Origin of the sequence: Streptomyces sp. NPDC089919 (genome assembly GCF_040684615.1) — a bacterium.
Taxonomy (GTDB): domain Bacteria; phylum Actinomycetota; class Actinomycetes; order Streptomycetales; family Streptomycetaceae; genus Streptomyces.
In genome coordinates this window covers 1-14,994 of the sequence record NZ_JBFBGK010000016.1, presented here as the reverse complement: position 1 = coordinate 14,994, position 14,994 = coordinate 1, and the positions used below count along the sequence as shown (strand labels likewise).

The window sequence follows — 14,994 nt, the reverse complement described above, 5'->3', positions numbered from 1 at the left end:
TCACTCCTTCACGGCGCCGGCGAGCAGGCCGGAGACGAAGTGGCGCTGCAGCGCCAGGAAGACGACGGCCATGGGGACCGCCGCGAGGGCGGCGCCCGCCAGGAGGGCGCCGTAGTCGGTGTCGTCCAGGCCCTGGAGCGAGGCCAGGGCCACGGGCAGGGTGAAGGACGCGCTGTCGCGGAGCACGAGCAGCGGCCAGATGAAGTCGTTCCACTGGTAGAGGAAGAGGAAGATGGCCAGCGCGGCGAGCGCGGGCTTCATCGGCGGCAGGGCGACCCGCCAGAAGAGCCGCAGTTCGCCGCAGCCGTCGATCCGGCCCGAGTCGAGCAGTTCGTCGGGGAGGGCGGCCATCGACTGGCGCATCAGGAAGATGCCGAAGGGCAGGGCCAGGTTCGGCATGATCACGGCCTGGTAGGTGTTGAGCCAGTGCAGTTCGGCGGTCATCTTGAACAGCGGGACCAGGGTGACCTGGGCGGGGATGACCAGGCCGAGCATGATCAGTCCGAAGAGCGCGTCGCGGCCTTTGAAGCGGTACTTGGCGAAGCCGTAGCCGGCCAGCGTGCACACGGCCCCCGCGCACACCGTGTAGAGGACGGCGATCAGCAGGGAGTTGAGCAGCACCCGGCCCAGCTGCGCCTCGTGCTGGAGGGTGGCGAGGTTGTCGGCCAGGTGTCCGCCGGGGAGCAGCGGCGGCGGGCTGTCGAAGATCTCCGCGTTGCTGCGGGTGCCGGCCACGGCCAGCCAGTAGAAGGGGACCGCCACGACGGCGAGGCCGAAGGCCAGGCCGGAGGTGAGCAGGATGGACCGGCCGCGGCGCCGGGACGCGGGCGAGGCGCCGCGCGCGGTACGGGGGTGGGTCACGGAGGTGGTCATTTCTCGTCCCCCAGGGCCTTGAACTGGATCAGGCCCAGGACGGCGATCAGGACGGCCAGGGCGTAGGCGATGGCGGAGGCGTAGCCGAAGTCGAAGTACTTGAAGGCGTTCTGGTACAGGTACACGCCGATGGTGAGGGTGGCGTTGTCCGGGCCGCCGCCGGTGAGGATGAAGGGCTCGTCGAAGAGCTGCAGGGTCCCGATGGTGGACATCACGGTGGTGAGCAGCAGGGCCGGGCGCAGGCCGGGCAGGGTGACGTGCCGGAAGGCCCCCCAGGCGCCGGCGCCGTCCACGGCCGCCGCGTCGTAGAGCTCGCCGGGGATGGTCTGCAGCCGGGCGAGCAGGATCACGGCGTTGTACCCGGTGTAGTGCCAGGTCAGGGCGAGGCCGAGGGAGACCTTGGCCCAGAGGGGGTCGGTCAGCCAGGGCACCGGGCCGGCGCCGAAGAGCCCGAGCACCCAGTTGACCAGGCCGTAGTCCTTGTTGAGCAGGACGGAGAAGATGATGCCGTAGGCGACCAGCCCGGTGACCATGGGCAGGAAGAAGCCCATCCGGAAGACCGACCGGCCGCGCAGCAGGCGGGAGTTGAGCGAGACGGCGAGTCCGGTGGCGAGCGCCAGCATCACCGGGACCTGGACCGCGAGGATCGCGCCCGTGTTCTTCAGGGCGGTCCAGAAGAGCGGGTCGTGCAGCAGCCGGGTGTAGTTGTCGGCGCCGGCGAACTGCTCCTTGCCGTCGACGGTCCGGTGCAGGCTCAGGAGGAAGGACCAGCAGATCGGGTAGATCTTGAAGACGCCGAACAGCAGCAGGGCGGGCAGCACGAAGAGGTAGGGGGCGGGGCGCCGGCGGCGGGCCGCGCCGGGGCGGCGTCCGGTGGCGGCCCCCTCGCGCGGACGGGCGAGCGTGGCGGTCACCGGACGACCTTGCGGCCCGTCTGCGTGGCGAGCTGTTCGGCGGCTTCCTTGAGGACCTTGGCCGGGTCGGCGCCCTTGAGCAGGACCTTCGACTGGGCGTCGGTGACGAGCTTGAGGGCGCGGGCGTAGTCGGCGGTGAAGTTGACGGCGGGCTGGGGGGCCTTGAGGGCCTCGAGGAAGATCTCGCCCCGCTTCTGGCCGCCGAAGAACGGCGAGGGCTCGTGGAAGACGGCGTCGTCGTAGGCCTTCATCAGTGCGGGGGCGATGCCCTTGCCCTTGTAGATCGCGACCTGCGAGGCGGGGCGGGTGAGCACGAACTCGACGAAGGACCAGGCGGCAGCCTGGTGCTTGCTGGTGCCGGCGATGGCGAGGTGGGTGGAGTTGACGGTGGCGGCGGTGGCGCCGCCGCGCCGGACGGCCGGGGGCAGCCGGACCTTCCACTTCCCGGCCTGCTCGGGGACCTGCTCCTCGACGACCCCGCCGAACCAGGTGGGCATGGGCAGCACGGCGGCGGTGCCCTGCTTGAGGGAGCTCATCAGCGTGTTCCAGCCGCCGGCGAGGTCGCTGACCAGGCCCGCGTCGTTCATGGTCTTGATGAGGGTCATGGCCTTGACGGCCTCGGGCGAGGCGAGGGCGATGCGGCCGTCGAGGTTGAAGTAGAAGGTGCCCTGGAGCTGGAGGAGCATCTGGAAGAAGTTGGCGGCGTCGGCCTGGGAGGCGGGCTTGTCGATGCCGAGCAGGTGGGCGCCGGTCCTGGCCTTGATCTGCTTGCCGGCCTCGATGGTCTCGTCCCACGTCTGCAGTGCCGCGCCGTCCACCCCGGCCTTCTCGAAGAGGTCGGCGCGGTAGTAGAAGCCGGCCGAATTGGCTTCCCAGGGGAGGGCGTTGACCCGCTTGCCGTCGGGGCTGACGGTCTCCCACAGGCCCTGGGCGAAGGCGTTCTGGTAGGCGGTGGCGCCGAGCGGGCCGAGGTCGGCGAGGCCGCCGGGGAACTTCTCGACGTAGCCGGGCAGGTAGTCGACGCCGATGTGCAGGACGTCGGCCAGGCCCTGGCCGCCGGCCGCCATGCCGGTGGTGATCTTGTCCCAGATGGCGGGGTTGCCGATGTCCTCGACGGTGACCTTGATGTCCGGGTACTTCTTGTTGAACTCGGGTATCAGGGCCTTCAGTTCGGCGGCCGGGCCCTGCCAGGACCAGACCCTGATCGCGCCCTTGTCCTTGTCGCCGGAGCTGCCCGCCGCACCCGTGTCGCCGCTGCCGGAACAGCCGGCGAGGCCGCCGACGCCGGCCGCGGCGGCCAGGGCGCCGCCCAGTTGCAGCACTCTGCGGCGATCCACGTGGTTCAGGTCCATGGCTGACATCCCTCTGTTCGAAGCCGTGCGGAAGCTGACTGGCCGGAACTCAATCACGGCCGATGGTCGACTTACAAGACTTCACTGAAAACTTTCAGTCTGATCAGACAGTCTTCTTCCGCCGGATCCATTGCAAGGCTGCCGATCTGCTTGCTAGCGTGCCGCCGCGCCCCGCTCTCACCCCCCGAACCGGGAGTCCCCATGCCGCTGTCCCCCGTCCCCCTGATCGCCTCCCTCGCCCTGCTCGCGCCACTGGCCGTCCTCAACCCGGGCTTCGAACAGGGCCCGGAGGGCTGGCAGTTCGGGCCCGGCACCGGAATCGCGAGCAACTACCCGCACGGCGGGGGCAAGCTGATCTACCTCGACGAGGGCGCCGGCCGGAAGGTCGCCCAGACCATCACCGCGCAGACTGCGGGCAGGTACGACATCTCGGCGTGGATCGCCACCGGCGGTGCGAACGGCGGCTACGTCGCCCGGGTCAACGGCGCCGTCCGGGCCGCGCTGACCCTGCCCGCCTCGGTGAACTACCGCCGCTACACGCTCAGCCGGATCTCCCTGGCGGCCGGCGACCGGCTGGAGATCGCCTTCGAGTCCGGCGACGGCTGGCTCAACGCCGACGACGTGATGCTCTCCCCCGCCGCCCCCGCGGACCCCTCGGTCAGCTCCTCCGACCCGAAGATCGTCGAGATGTTCGACTGGGCCAAGCGCAAGGCCAACAGCTGGGTCCAGCTGCCCGGCACCCAGGGCCCGCTGAACGTCGACGAGAACCACACCGGCGGCAGCGGCACCGGCACGTACGCGCCCTCCTACTGGGCCGGGTACGCCAACCGCAGCGGCTACTACTCGCGCGACATGGCCCACCAACTGGCCGGCGCGAACGTGCTGGGCCTGGGCGCGGCGAACAAGGCGATGCTCAGGTCCTTCGCGGCCTCCGCCACCCCCGAGCACAAGTACTACCCCGTGTGGGCCCTGAACTTCGACGACCGCACGCCCCTGTCGATCGACTACCGCAACCCGGACCTGTTCGTGCGCGAGGTGCCGGCCACCTTCGAGCTGGTGCAGAAGGCCGCGGAGGCGTACCGCTGGAGCGGCGACCGCGGCTACCTCGACGACCCGGCACTGTGGGACTTCTACCGGCACGCCACCGCCGAGTTCGTCGACCTGCACGACGGCCTCAAGGACAACGGCGTCGTCAAGGTCGCCGAGGGCACCGGCGCCGGCATCTTCCGGGGCACCGCCAGCTACAACGAGCAGAGCGGCGAGCCGCTGGCCGAGGCGGGCGACGCCATCGGCTCCCAGTACCAGGCCTACCTCGCGATGGCCTCGCTGGCCCGCGCCAAGGGCGAATGCACCCTCGCCGGCAGCTACGACCGCAAGGCCCGCGACCTGAAGACCTACTACAACACGGTCTGGAGCGGCACCGGTTCCGGCGCGGACATGGTCCGCGGTTACACCACCGACGGGCACGCCCTGACCGGCTGGGGCAAGGAGAACAGCTGGTTCATGCCGATGAAGCAGATCATCGACCCGGGCCCGCGGCGCGAGGCCTACCTGGACTACATCGACCAGCAGGCCACCGGCGACGGCCGCCCGGACAACATCGAGGCGCTGACCTACCTGCCGGACACCTTCTTCACCGCCGGCCGCAACGACACCGCCTGGAAGTGGATGCGGCAGGTCTACGACCAGAAGGACGTCCAGCACGTCAACACCGCCCAGGGCACCAACGGCGACTACCCCGAGGTCTCCTTCACCCTGCTCGGCCAGACCGTCCAGGGCCTGCTGGGCGTCACCCCCGACGCCCCCGCCCGCACCCTGACCACCCTCTCGCACCTGCCCACCGGCATGGACTGGCTCGCGCTGGACGACCTGCGGATCGGCGGCTCGGTCTTCTCCCTGCGCCACGACGGCGCGACCGCCTCGACCCTGACGCACACCTCCGGGACCACGGCCTACACCTGGCAGGCCCGCTTCCCCGGCCGGCACGCCAGGGTCTCGGTCAACGGCGTGACCCGCCCGGCCCGCACCGAGGTCGTCGACGGCACGACCTACACCGTCGCCACGGTCCGCGTCGCCCCCGGCGCCACCGTCACGGTCCGCGCCCGCTGACCCTCCGGACGGCCCGGACACCGCGGCCGTCCCCACGAGTTCCCCGCCCGGCGCCCTGCAGCCGGGCGGGGACCACGGACCGGGTCCCCGCACTCGAGGGGAGCGCGGGGGCCCGGTCCCGACGCGTAATTGGCTCGCCCCGGCCGCATCCGTTTCCTAGGGTTTCGACCCATGCGTACGCACTACCCCCGGACCCCGCACCTGCCCTGGTCACCGGGTTTCACCCCGGACGACCTCCGGGCGGCGGCCCCCTCGGGACCCGCGGCGCTCGCCGGCCGCGAGGTGGTGGTCACCGAGAAACTGGACGGCGAGAACACCACCCTCTACCGCGACGGGCTGCACGCCCGCTCGCTGGACTCGGGACACCACCCCTCCCGCGCCTGGGTGAAGGCGCTCCAGGGCCGGATCGGCCCCGGCATCCCGCCGGGCTGGCGGGTCTGCGGGGAGAACCTGTACGCCCGGCACTCGCTCGCCTACACCGGTCTCGACTCGTACTTCTACGGGTTCTCGGTCTGGGACGCCGACGGCCGCTGCCTGCCCTGGGACGACACGGTCCACTTCCTCGGCCGGCTGGGCGTACCGGTCCCCCGCGTGCTGTGGCGCGGCACCTACGACGAACGGGCGCTGCGCCGGCTCCGGTTGGACACCGGCCGCCAGGAGGGCTTCGTCGTCCGCGCCGTCGAGGGCTTCGGGGCCGAGGAGTTCGCCCTGCGGGTCGCCAAGTGGGTGCGCCCCGGGCACGTGCAGACCGGCACCCACTGGATGCACGCGGCCGTGGTGGAGAACGGCCTCGGCCCCGCCGCCCCGCTGTGGGCGGTCCGGTCCGGCGCCGCGCCCGAACCGGGGGCCCTGCTCGGCGCCCTCGGGTACGACGGTGGACAAGGGCCCGACGAGCGGACTTCCGAGGCCGTGCGCGAGGCCGCGGGCCGGCTCGACGTACTGGGCCGGACCGGGGACGCGCGCCTGGCCGGGGTGCTCGCCACCCTGCTGCACGAGGCGCCCCGGGCCGCGCTGTTCCCGGGACTGCGGCCCGTGCTCGGCCTCCCGCTGGCCCGGCGGGTCGCCGACCTGACCGGTCTGCACCGGCTGCTGCACGCGCCCTTCCCCGACGAGGAGCGCCGGGCCGGCCTCATCCGGCTCGCGGCCGCCACCGACCCCGGGGTGCTGCACGCGGTGGCCGCCGCGGTACCCGCCGGGGCGGCGGCGCTCGAACAGGCCGAGTGGTCCGCCCTGTACGCCCAGGAGGCCGGCCTGCTGGCCGAGGACCCGCTCGGACCGCTGCGCGAGGGGCTGCGCACCGCGCTCGCCGGCGCCGGGGTCGGCTCCGCGGCGGCCGACCGCTGCTGGGCCCGGGCCCGGGAGGCGTACGCCCAGGGCCGGATCGGCGGTGTCGAGGAGGCGGTGGCCGCCACCTGGCCGCTGCGCGCGGAACCCTTCCCCCGGCTGCTGCACCTGGTCGGCCCGGCGGGCAGCGGCAAGAGCACCCTGGCCGCCGCGGTGCCCGGGGCCCGCTGCGTGTCGCTCGACGCGCTGCGGGCCGCCCGCGGGGACCGGTCCGACCAGTCGGCCAACCCCGCGGTGCTGCGCGCCGGGCTCGCCCTGCTCGATGCGGAGCTGGCGACCGGCGGCACCGTCGTCTGGGACGCCACCTCCCTCACCGAGCGGCAGCGCGAGCCGGTCCTGGCGGCGGCCGCCCGACGGTCCGCCCTGGTCACCCAGGTGGTGTCGGTGGTGGGCGAAGATGAACTGGTACGGCGCAACGACGCCCGGACGCACCGGCTGCCGGCCGGTGCCCTGGAGCGGCAGCTGCGCCGGTACAGCCCCCCGTACCCGGGGCGGGCGCACCGCATCCGGTACGCCGGACCGGACGGCGGGATCGAGGACCGGGCCGGTGGCCTGGCGGACGGGGGCCCCTGGGAGGTTCCGGCGGCGGTCGCCGGGCCCGGGCCGGAGCAGTGGGGTGTGAAGGACTGATGCGTACCAGCGAGGAGATCTACCACCAGGTGCGCTGGGATCCGCGCCTGGACCCGGCGCGCTTCGTGCTCGGCCTGCTGCAACGCGGCGCCCCGCCCAAGCGGGTGCCGCTGCCCGCCTTCGTCCCCGGCGGCGACATCCCCTGGCACCGGGTGCTCTTCATGGAGGCCGACGGGGAGCTGGTGTGGGACCGGGCCGCCGGCCTGGACCGGGTCGGGCAGGGTGACGCCGGCCGGGTTCGGGCCGACCGGCTGCTGCGCTCCCCCTACTTCGCCACCAGGACCCCGCACTCCTGGGACGGCGCCGGCTGGTCGGCGGCCGAGCCGGTCCCGGCGACCGCGCCGTCCCGGGTCCGGGTGCTGACCTGGAACACCCTCTGGGACCGGTACGACCCCGAGCTGATCGACACCGCCCGGCGGCGCCCGCTGCTGCTCGCCGCACTGGCCGCCGCCGACGCGGACGTGATCGCGCTCCAGGAGGTGGAACCGGCCCTGGTGGAGATGCTGCTGGCGGCCGACTGGGTGCGCGCCGGGTACACCCTGGGCACCGACCCGCACGGACCGGACCCGGCCCAGCACGGGCTGCTGCTGCTCAGCCGGCTGCCCGTGCGGGAGGCCGGCTGCCACGAGCTGGGTCGGCACAAGGCGCTCACCGCGGTCGTGGTGGAGACCGCGGCCGGACCGCTGACGGTCGCGGCCGTCCACCTCTCCTCCGACCACTCCGCCAACAGTGCGGCCCGCCGCACCGCCGAACTGGCGCAGGTGGCCGAGGGCTTGGCGCTGCTGCCCGGAGAGGTGGCACTGGTCGGCGACTTCAACGACGGACACGTCGGCGCGCGCGGGCCGGAGGGGGTGCTCGGACTGCGGGACGCCTGGACGGAGCAGCGGGGCCCGGCGGACGACACGCCCACCTTCGACCCGGCCGCCAACCCGCTGGCCGCGCTCGCCTCCCTGACCGGACAGGCCGGCCGGATCGACCGGGTCCTGCTGCGCGGCACCGCCCGCCCGGTGGAGTGCGCCCTGACGGGCGACCGCCCCTCCCCCGACGGGCTGTTCGTGTCGGACCACTACGGCCTGCGGGCCGACCTGGACTTCGCGACGGCGGGCGGGGAGGGCCGGGAGCCGGCCCTCGCGACCCTGGCGGGCGCGCCGAGCGTGCGCACCGCGCTGGCCTGGCTGCCGCCCGCCGGACTGGTGCCGCCGCTGCGGGAGTTGCGCACCGCCCACGACCCCCAGGTCCGGCGCTGGCCCGAACACGTCAACCTGCTCCACGGCTTCGCGCCCGAGCACGACTTCGACCGGGCCGCCGGGCTGGTCTCCGAGGTCGCCGCCGGTACGCCCGCCTTTCCCGTACGGCTGTCGGGGGTGCACACCTTCGGCCACCGCGAGGAGGCGACGGTCTGGCTGGACCCGGCGGCTGACGGGGACGGGGCCTGGCAGGAGCTGCACGCGGCGCTGACGGCCCGCTTCCCCGGCTGCTGGGGCCGGTGCGGGGGCTTCACCCCGCACCTGACGCTCGGCCGTTCCCGGGACCCCCGGCGGGTGGCGGCGGCCTGCGCCGAGCACCTGGCCGGTCGGCCGGACCGGGCCCGGGTCGGCGAACTGGCCCTGCTCTCCCGGCGCGGCGAGGAGCCCATGCGGGTCCGCGCCACCGTGGAGCTGGGCACCGGCACCGTCCGCTGGCTCCCCGAGGAAGTGGCCGGGGACGGCCCGGCGGACCCGCCCGGGGAGATCACGGCATCACCTCCCGGCGCACCGGACACCGCGGAACTGACCCACCGGGTCGCCGCCGCGCTCCCCGGCGCCCTCGTCGAGACCGTCGGCTCCCGCCGGCTGGGCTGCGCCCTGCCCGGGGCCGACCTGGACCTGGTGGCGGCCGTCCCCGGGACCGTGGACCCGGGCGCGGTCGCGGACCGGCTGCGGGCCGCGCTCCCGGCGGCGGCACGGCTGCGGGAGGTGACCGGGGCGCGGGTGCCCGGACTGCGGTTCGCCCTCGGGGACCTGGACGTGGACCTGGTGCTGGTGGGCACCGGCCCGCTGGACCCGGCCCGCGCGGTGGCGCGCCGGGCGGAGCTGGGCGAGGCGGCGGCCGTGGCACTGAGCGCGGTGGCCGACGCGGATGCCGTGGCCGCGGCCGTCGGAGCGCGCGGGGCCGCCTTCGGGCGACTGGCCCGCACCGTCAAGGGCTGGGCGCGGGCCCGCGGGCTGGACTGCGCTCCGTACGGCGGGCTGCCGGGGATCGCGTGGGCGGTGCTGGCCGCCCGTACGGTGCGGGCCGCCGGACCGGACGCCTCGGACGCCGAGCTGCTGCGGGGGTTCTTCGCCACCTGGGCCGCCTGGGACTGGCGGGAACCGGTGGCCCTGGCGGACCCGCCGGCCGGGCCCGCCCCCGGCGGGGACCCGGTCACCGTGCTGACCCCCGCGGCGCCGGTGCGCAGTTGCACCGCCCAGGTCTCGGCGGGCTTCCGGGACCTGCTGGTGGCGGAGCTGTACCGGGCCTGGGAGGCGCTGGAGGCCGGGGACCCGGGCGCCCTGACCGAACCGCCGCCGCTGCACCGCCGGCACGCCGCCTGGGCGCTGGTGAGCGTACGGGCCTCCGGTCCGGAGGCCTTCGAGGAGCTGCGGGGGCGCGTCCGCGGGCGGCTGCGGGCGCTCGTGCGGGCTCTGGAGGAAGCGGGCGCCCCCGACGCGCACGCCTGGCCGGTGCCGGTGCGCGACCGCCCGGACGCGGTGCGGCTCGCCATCGGCCTGGGCCGCACCCCGCCCGACGCGGACCGGCTGGCGGCCGTGGCCGCTGCCTGGTGCCGCGACCTGCCGGGGGTGACGGTGAGCCGGGCCGAGGGCGGGGCCCTGGGGAACTTCCGGCGGCCCTGAAGCCCGGAGGTCCTGAGGGCTATCCCACCAGCCGGCGGCGCCAGTCCAGCGGTGTGACCTCGATCGCCCGGGTCGGGTCGCGGTCCCAGACGGTGGGGAGGCCGGCCGCCGTCAGGGCGGCCCGGACCTCGGCGCCGACCGCCGCGGTGGTCGCGGGCGAGCCGTCGAAGCCGCCGTACAGCAGCATCAGTCCCTGGCCGGCCGCGGCCGAGTCGGTGCACTGCGTGTGGAAGTAGACGTACCCGCGGGCCCCGGGCCGGGCCTCGGCGCCGATCTCCGCCTCGCCGCAGCTGCGGCAGCAGGTGAAGTTCTCCCGGGCGGTGATCCCGGCCTCCTCCAGCGCGGCGAAGGCGCGGGTCAGCTTCTCGGGGTCGGTCTCGCCGCGCCAGGAGGCCTGCTCTGCCACTCGCTCCAGCCACAGCCGGTCGGCCAGCGCCGCCGCCTGGGCGCGGGAGAGCGGCCGGCGGTCGGCGGTGACCAGGTAGTCCTCGGCGAGCTCCGCCAGCTGGGCGCGGTCGGCGTAGCCGCCGGCCAGCACCTCGCGCACCCGGCGCGCCAACTCCCGGCGGTCCTCGTCGGAGAGCTCGGGCTCCGGTACCTCGGCGGCGGGCCCCATGTCGAGCAGCGACCAGCTCGCGCCGACCCGCTCCGCCGGCCCGGCGGCGGCCGGGCCGCGGGCCCAGTCCGTCAGGAACCCGGCCACCGCGGCCGCGTCGGCGACCTGCGCCTGGAAGTGCCGGCCGGGCGAGCCGTCCCGGTACTCCAGCGTGTGGTCACCGCCGCTCTCGTGCCACACCTGGGCGAAGACGTCGGGCAGGTCGGGTATCCGCTGCACCACCAGGAACCGGTCGCCGTCCGCCCCGATGCGCCGCACCAGGGCGGTCAGTTCCGCCGCGGACACCCGCACGTGCCGCCGGCCGTCCTCCGTCTTCACCACGATCTCGAGCATGGTCCGCACTGTGCCACGCGCCGCTGACAACGCCGCGGCCGGGCTCCCGGCCGCGGCGCTACGACCGGTCGCGCTCGTAGCGGAGCATGACCACCCCGTTGCCGAAGGTGCGGGTCCCGACCAGGTGCAGCGGCTGCTCCGGGGCCTCCAAGGGCGGGAATGCGGGCCGCCCGCGGCCGATCAGGACGGGGTGGACGTAGTGCTCGTAGACGTCGATCAGGTCGAGCCGGCGGAACTCCGCGCCCAGCACGGCGCCCCCGACCGCCAGGTCCCCGCCCGGCTGGGCCTTCAGCGCCGCGATCTCGGCCGGGTCCACCTCCCGCCGCAGCTCCGCCGTCCACTCGTCGGGCCGCTCCAGCGTGCGCGAGTACACGGTCTTGGGCATGTCCCGCCACAGCGCCGCGAACTCGGCCTCGATCGGGGTGGCGTCGGGCCGCCGGTCGGCGGTGGGCCAGTAGTCCGCCATCAACTCGTGGGTGACCCGGCCCTGGAGGAAGCCGCCCATCGGGGCCAGCCGGCGGTTGAAGTGGCCGTGCAGCTCCTCGTCGACCCGGTGCCAGTCGATCTCGCGGTCCGGTCCTTCCATGTACCCGTCGAGGGACACGCCCATCATGAAGACGATCTTCCGCACGGTTCCTCCGCTCCGCCGATGACGCGCACCCTACGCCGCCGGGTACGGCGTGCCCGGCAACCGCGTGGGCGAGAATGGCGGCGGGCGTGTCACGGGATCCGGACGGAGGTGCGGGATGGCGAAGAAGGAACTGCGGGCGCACCAGCGCGAGGCCGTGGACGCCGTCCTGCGGGCCCTGGAGCCGGGGCCCGGCGGGCGGCTACCGGCACGGGGCCTGCGCACGCAGGTGGTGATGGCCACCGGCGCCGGCAAGACCTTCGTCGCGGCCCGCTGCGCCGAGGAGCTGCGGGCGCACCGCACGCTGGTGCTCGTCCCCTCCCTCGACCTGCTCACGCAGTCCGTGGACGGCTGGCGGGAGGCCGGCCGGCGCGGGGCCGTGATCGGCGTGTCGTCGCTGCGCGAGCGGGAGACCGGCTTCCGCAACACCACCTCGCCCGAGGAACTGGCCGCCTGGTGCCGGGCCGAGGCCAAGGTCACCGTCTTCGCCACGTACGCCTCGCTGGGCCTGGGCACCCTGGAGCGGGCGCATCTGGCCGGGCTGCCCGCCTGGGACCTGATCGTGGTCGACGAGGCGCACCGCACCTCCGGCCGGCTGGGCAAGGCCTGGGGAGTGGTCCACGACAACACCCGCGTCCCGGCCGACCGGCGGCTCTACATGACCGCCACCCCGCGGCTGTGGCAGGAGGACTCCGAGGGGGCCGGGCCGGGCGAGCCGGTGGCGTCGATGGAGGACGATCCGGCCGGGCCGTTCGGCGCGGTCTGCCACCGGCTGACCCTGTCGGAGGCCATCGACCGCGGGATCGTCGCCCCGTACCAGGTGGTGTGCGTGGACGTCACCGACACCGCCTTCCAGGCGGCGCTGCTGGTCGGTGCGGACGCCCGCTCGGACGCGGTGCGCGGGGCCCGGCTGGCCGCGCTGCAGACCGCGGCGCTCAAGGCCGCGGCCGAGGAGGGGCTGAGCCGGACCCTGGTCTTCCACCACCTGACGAAGGAGGCCGAGGCCTTCGCGGCCGGCCTGCCGAGGGTGGCCCGGCGGTTGCGTGCGGCCCGCGGCGGGCGGCGCCTGTACCCGGCCGGGGTGTGGGCGGACTGGCTGTGCGGGGAGCACCGGCCGCTGCACCGGCGCCGGGTGCTGGCCGAGTTCGCCGAGACCGAGCACGCGTTCCTCAGTTCGGTGCGCGCCCTGGGCGAGGGCGTGGACACCCGGACCTGCGACTCGGTCTTCTGGGCCGACCTGCGCGGTTCGATGCCGGACCTGGTCCAGGCGGTCGGGCGGGCGCTGCGCATCCGGCCGGGCGAGGGCAAGGTCGCCTCGCTGGTGGTGCCGGTGCTGCTGGGGCCGGGCGAGAGCCCGGACACCATGCTCGCCTCCCGGGCGTACGGCGACCTGGCCCGGCTGCTGGAGGCGCTACGGGCCCACGACGCGCGGGTGGTCGAGGCGCTCGCCCAGCCGCAGGCGCCCGGCTCGTACCAGCCCACCGGCCGGGGCGCGGGCGGGGCGCGGGGCGGACTGAGCGGACCGGCGCGGCAGTTGCTGAAGTTCTCCACGCCCCGGGATCCGGCGGCGCTGGCGGCCTTCATCCGGCTGCGCGTCCTGACGCCCGAGAACACCCAGTGGCAGCGCGGGATGACGGCGGCGCACCGGTACGCGCGGCTGGCCGGGGACCTGAAGGTGCCGTTCGGCTTCCGGGTGCCGGCCGGGGGCGGGGATCAGCTCGCGGCGGGTAGCCGGCCGGGCGCGCCCGCGGAGGTCGTCGAGGAGCCGGGGGTGACCGGGGCGGTGGGCGCGGACGAGGCGGCCGGCTGGCCCGCGGGGCTGGCCGGGTTCCCGCTCGGGCAGTGGATCGCCGACGCCCGGCGGTCCTTCAAGCGAGGAGCGCTCTCGGCGGAGCGGGTGGCCGGGCTGGACGAGCTGGGCATGGTCTGGTCGCACCTGGACGTGGCTTTCGAGGAAGGGCTCCAGGCGGCGCGCGGCTGGGCGGCCGAGCACGGCCATCTGCTGGCCCCGTCGGAGGCGACCTGGCAGGGGCATCCGGTCGGGGTGTGGCTCAAGAACAACCGGGCCGCCGGACGACGGCCCGAGGGCGGACCCGGCGCGCTGTCCGAGGACCGGCGCGCGGCCCTGGAGGAGATCGACCCGGCCTGGTGCCCGGCCTGGCCGGTGGACTGGCAGCGATGCTTCCGGCTGGCCCGGCTGCACGCCGAGGCCGGCGGCCGGGTCCCGGACGGCGGCGGCGAGCTGGTGGTCCAGGGCGAGGACCTGGGGAAATGGCTGTGGACCCAACGCCTGGGCTGGGACCGGCTGTCCATGGCGCAGCGCTGGATGCTCGAACACGTCCTCGGCGCCGGCCCGCTCACCGCGCGCGAACGGCCCCCGGCGCGCACCCCGCAGGCGGCGAAGTGGGCGGCGAACCTGGCCGCGGCGCGGCAGTTCCACCGGCGCGAGGGGCACCTCGACGTCCCGCGCAGCCATGTGGAGACCGTCTCGGGGGTGCCGTACCGGCTGGGCACCTGGGTGGCCAACGCCCGCAGCCGCGCGGACCGGCTGACGCCGGAGCGGGTGGCGCAGCTGACGGCGCTGGACATGCGCTGGGCGTAGGACGCGGCCCGGGGAACGCGCCGCGCGCCCCCCGGCGCGCCGGGCACGCTCGGTGAGGCCGGGGGCCGAGAAGTCACCACTCTGTGTATCGGTCGTGTATCAGAGAGTGACAAAGCGCTGGTTCGGGGGTTGCGAAGGGCAGTCGGCGCGGCATGATCCCCGCCAAGATCCCGCGGCGTCCGTCCGTTCCACGGTCGGATGATCGTAGGGTCGGGCTGATGCCGGCCGGGCCGGCATGACCCGCCATTGACCGACCAATCCACGGGACGGACCCGGAGTTTCGGATCCGTATCCCCCTCGATCTGGGAGAGCACCAATGGACACCGCCCACACCCCCAAGGACGGCACCACCCTCATCGGTTCCGTCCAGCGCGCACTGCGCCTCGTCGAGACCCTGCACGCGGAGGGCTCCGCCACCGCCAAGCGGCTGTCGCGGCTCACCGGCATCCCCCTCCCGACCACCTACCACCTCCTGCGCACCCTCACCCACGAGGGATACGTCCACCGCGAGGACGGCACCTTCCGCCTCAACGAGGGCCTGCCGCTCCCGATGGCCTCCTGACCCCGGGGGCATGAAACCCTGCCCCCATGGACAAGATCGTCGAGGAGCTGCGCGAGGTGCTGGCGGCCGGGCTGGCCGACGCCGCCGACCGGCTCGCGGCCCGGACCCTGGCCGAGGACCCCGCGTACGCCGCCCTGCTCGGCCACGACGAACTCCGT

Annotated in this window: 9 protein-coding genes and 1 pseudogene; 5 read left to right on the top strand and 5 right to left on the bottom strand. The window is 74.9% G+C overall.

Going from position 1 to position 14,994, the window contains the following annotated elements:
- From AB0O40_RS09625 to AB0O40_RS09615, 3 genes are read right to left on the bottom strand one after another with little or no spacing between them, the layout of a single operon-like run.
- Entirely contained in the window at positions 1–873 is an 873-nt protein-coding gene (locus tag AB0O40_RS09625) for a carbohydrate ABC transporter permease (protein WP_365037464.1), read from the bottom strand.
- Complete coding sequence (locus tag AB0O40_RS09620; protein ID WP_365037462.1) at positions 870–1,787, bottom strand: sugar ABC transporter permease; 918 nt, start codon at positions 1,785–1,787, stop codon at positions 870–872. Before AB0O40_RS09620 ends, AB0O40_RS09625 begins: the two co-directional genes overlap by 4 nt.
- The gene (locus AB0O40_RS09615; RefSeq protein ID WP_365037460.1) at positions 1,784–3,139 is read right to left on the bottom strand and encodes a sugar ABC transporter substrate-binding protein; all 1,356 of its coding nucleotides are present in this window, start codon (positions 3,137–3,139) and stop codon (positions 1,784–1,786) included. The genes AB0O40_RS09620 and AB0O40_RS09615 overlap by 4 nt, the downstream gene beginning before the upstream one ends.
- Positions 3,140–3,340: 201 nt before the next feature.
- Between AB0O40_RS09615 and AB0O40_RS09610 the strand changes: the two genes are divergently transcribed.
- The 3 genes from AB0O40_RS09610 to AB0O40_RS09600 all read left to right on the top strand — a co-directional run bounded on the left by AB0O40_RS09610 (position 3,341) and on the right by AB0O40_RS09600 (position 10,095).
- Positions 3,341–5,248, top strand: coding sequence for a hypothetical protein (locus AB0O40_RS09610; RefSeq protein ID WP_365037459.1), 1,908 nt, complete (start codon positions 3,341–3,343; stop codon positions 5,246–5,248).
- A gap of 171 nt (positions 5,249–5,419) precedes the next feature.
- A complete protein-coding gene (locus AB0O40_RS09605; protein ID WP_365037457.1) occupies positions 5,420–7,222 on the top strand; it encodes an RNA ligase family protein in 1,803 nt (600 codons plus the stop codon).
- The gene (locus AB0O40_RS09600; protein WP_365037455.1) at positions 7,222–10,095 is read left to right on the top strand and encodes a poly(A) polymerase; all 2,874 of its coding nucleotides are present in this window, start codon (positions 7,222–7,224) and stop codon (positions 10,093–10,095) included. Before AB0O40_RS09605 ends, AB0O40_RS09600 begins: the two co-directional genes overlap by 1 nt.
- Positions 10,096–10,114: 19 nt before the next feature.
- Here the strand turns inward: AB0O40_RS09600 and AB0O40_RS09595 are convergent, their stop codons facing one another.
- Complete coding sequence (locus AB0O40_RS09595; protein ID WP_365037453.1) at positions 10,115–11,044, bottom strand: hypothetical protein; 930 nt, start codon at positions 11,042–11,044, stop codon at positions 10,115–10,117.
- 58 nt (positions 11,045–11,102) lie between these two features.
- Positions 11,103–11,675, bottom strand: a complete 573-nt coding sequence (locus AB0O40_RS09590; protein ID WP_365037451.1) for a dihydrofolate reductase family protein — start codon at positions 11,673–11,675, stop codon at positions 11,103–11,105.
- A 115-nt stretch (positions 11,676–11,790) separates the two neighbouring features.
- On the opposite strand from AB0O40_RS09590, the gene AB0O40_RS09585 reads away from it, so the two are divergent.
- Complete coding sequence (locus tag AB0O40_RS09585) at positions 11,791–14,274, top strand: Helicase associated domain protein (protein ID WP_365037449.1); 2,484 nt, start codon at positions 11,791–11,793, stop codon at positions 14,272–14,274.
- Between the two features lie 316 nt (positions 14,275–14,590).
- Positions 14,591–14,809: pseudogene (locus AB0O40_RS09580) on the top strand (helix-turn-helix domain-containing protein); the annotation flags it as partial.
- Positions 14,810–14,994 lie beyond the last annotated feature (185 nt).